Below are 2,546 nucleotides of genomic sequence, written 5' to 3' on the forward strand. Positions count from 1 at the left end.
CGTGGGGGGGTGGGGTTTCGGCGGTTGTACCTTTGTCTGGGGGGGGGGGGTTTGGGGGGGGGGGGGGGGGGGGGGGCCGCCCCCCGGCCCCCCCCCCCCCGGCGGGGGGGGGGGGGGGGCGCGGGGCCCGCCCCCCCCCCCCCCCCGGCGCCCGGCTCAGTCGTCCTCGGCGTCCGGGCCGGCGACCTCGACGCCGTCGCCACGCACCACGTGGATGCAGTCGCCCGGGCACTCCTTCGCGGAGTCGATCACTTCGAGGCGCAGGTGCGCGGGCACGTCCACCCGGCTGCCCGGCGCCATCCGCAGCTCACCGTCGACGCCCTTGACGTACGCCAGGCCGTCGATGTCGAACTCGAACACCTCCGGCGCGTACTGCACGCAGAGCCCGTCACCCGTGCAGAGATCCTGGTCCACCCAGACCTGCAACTGGTCGGTCGCGACCTCGGCCACCGGTGCACCCCCCATGTTCTCCCGTACCAGCCTCCGACGGTACCCGAACGCCCGTACCGGCCCGCCAGGCCACCCTTGGCGATCAAGGTTCGGTGACGAGGGTGTTGCGTGGGACCGAATCGGGCTCATAGCGGCTAGTGTTAGGTCAGAACGTTCAAGCCCCCCGGGGAGGTGGGACGTGGCAGCACGCAGCGACGACGCGGACTCGCGCGCCGCACGGTGGGAGAAGGAAGCCCACGATCTCTCCACGCAGGTCGCGTTCCTTCAGGAGGAACTCGCCCTGGTGCGGCGGAAGTTGACCGAAAGCCCCCGACACGTCCGGCAGCTCGAAGAGCGGCTGGCGGCCACCCAGGCACAGTTGGCGCGGCTGACCGAGAACAACGACCGGCTGGTGAGCACCCTCAAGGAGGCTCGCACGCAGATCGTCACGCTCAAGGAGGAGATCGACCGGCTCGCGCAGCCGCCGAGTGGCTACGGAGTCTTCCTGGCCAAGCACGACGACGGGACGGTGGACGTCTTCACCGGCGGCCGCAAGCTGCGGGTCGCCGTCTCGCCCTCACTGGACGTGGACGAGCTGCGCCGCGGCCAGGAGGTCCTGCTCAACGACGCGCTCAACATCGTCGACGCGTTCGGGTACGAGCGGGTCGGTGAGGTCGTGATGCTCAAGGAGATCCTGGAGGGACCGAACGGCGGGCCGGGCGACCGGGCGCTGGTGGTCTCCCACTCCGACGAGGAGCGCATCGTGCACCTCGCCGAGACGCTCATCGGCTCGGCGATCCGGGCCGGCGACTCGCTCATGATCGAGCCCCGCTCGGCGTACGCGTACGAGCGGATCCCGAAGAGCGAGGTCGAGGAGCTGGTCCTGGAGGAGGTGCCCGACGTCGACTACGGCGACATCGGTGGCCTCCAGTCGCAGATCGAGCAGATCCGCGACGCGGTGGAGCTGCCGTTCCTGCACGCGGACCTGTTCCGCGAGCACCAGCTCCGCCCACCGAAGGGCATCCTGCTCTACGGCCCGCCCGGCTGCGGCAAGACGCTGATCGCCAAGGCGGTGGCCAACTCGCTGGCCAAGAAGATCGCCGAGCGCCAGGGCAAGGAGAAGCACACCAGCTTCTTCCTCAACATCAAGGGCCCGGAGCTGCTCAACAAGTACGTCGGCGAGACCGAGCGGCACATCCGGCTGATCTTCCAGCGGGCTCGGGAGAAGGCCGGCGAGGGCACCCCGGTGATCGTGTTCTTCGACGAGATGGACTCGATCTTCCGGACCCGCGGCTCCGGCGTCTCCTCCGACGTGGAGAACACGATCGTCCCGCAGCTGCTCAGTGAGATCGACGGCGTGGAGGGCCTGGAGAACGTCATCGTCATCGGCGCCTCCAACCGGGAAGACATGATCGACCCGGCGATCCTGCGCCCCGGTCGGCTCGACGTGAAAATCAAGATCGAGCGACCGGACGCCGAGGCGGCGAAGGACATCTTCTCCAAGTACATCCTCTCCGGGCTCCCGCTGCACCCGGACGACCTCGCCGAACACGGAGCCGACCCCCAGGCCACCGTCGCCGCGATGATCGACGCCGTGGTGCTGCGGATGTACTCCGAAACCGAGGAGAACCGCTTCCTCGAAGTCACCTACGCCAACGGTGACAAGGAAGTCCTCTACTTCAAGGACTTCAACTCCGGCGCGATGATCCAGAACATCGTCGACCGGAGCAAGAAGATGGCCATCAAGGAGTTCCTCACCTCCGGTCGCAAGGGCCTGCGCCTGCAGCACCTGCTCGACGCCTGTGTCGACGAGTTCCGCGAGAACGAGGACCTGCCCAACACCACCAACCCCGACGACTGGGCCCGCATCTCCGGCAAGAAGGGCGAGCGGATCGTCTACATCCGCACGCTCGTCTCCGGCGGCAAGGGCGCCGAGGCCGGCCGGTCCATCGAGACCGCCAGCAACACCGGCCAGTACCTCTGACGGTGACACCACCGGGGCCCGGGGGGCCCCCCCGGCCCCGCCCCCCCCCCCCCCCCCCGGCCGGGCCGCCCCCCCCCCACCACCCCCCCAGACCCCGGACGCGGGGGGGGCCCCCCCCCCCGCCAAGCCCGGG

Annotated in this window: 2 protein-coding genes; one reads left to right on the forward strand and one right to left on the reverse strand. The window is 70.0% G+C overall.

Annotated features, from left to right (window positions below):
- Positions 1 to 156: 156 nt before the first annotated feature.
- Positions 157 to 450 carry a ferredoxin gene (locus ACFYPH_RS23235; protein ID WP_039908212.1) on the reverse strand — a complete coding sequence of 98 codons (294 nt, stop codon included), beginning with the start codon at positions 448 to 450 and terminating at the stop codon, positions 157 to 159.
- A gap of 178 nt (positions 451 to 628) precedes the next feature.
- Here ACFYPH_RS23235 and arc point away from each other — a divergent pair, with 178 nt between their 5' ends.
- A complete protein-coding gene (gene arc, locus ACFYPH_RS23240) occupies positions 629 to 2,413 on the forward strand; it encodes a proteasome ATPase (RefSeq protein WP_266242043.1) in 1,785 nt (594 codons plus the stop codon).
- The last annotated feature ends 133 nt before the right edge of the window (positions 2,414 to 2,546 follow it).

The organism is Micromonospora sp. NPDC005252 (genome assembly GCF_042872475.1).
In the GTDB taxonomy this organism is placed as follows: domain Bacteria; phylum Actinomycetota; class Actinomycetes; order Mycobacteriales; family Micromonosporaceae; genus Micromonospora.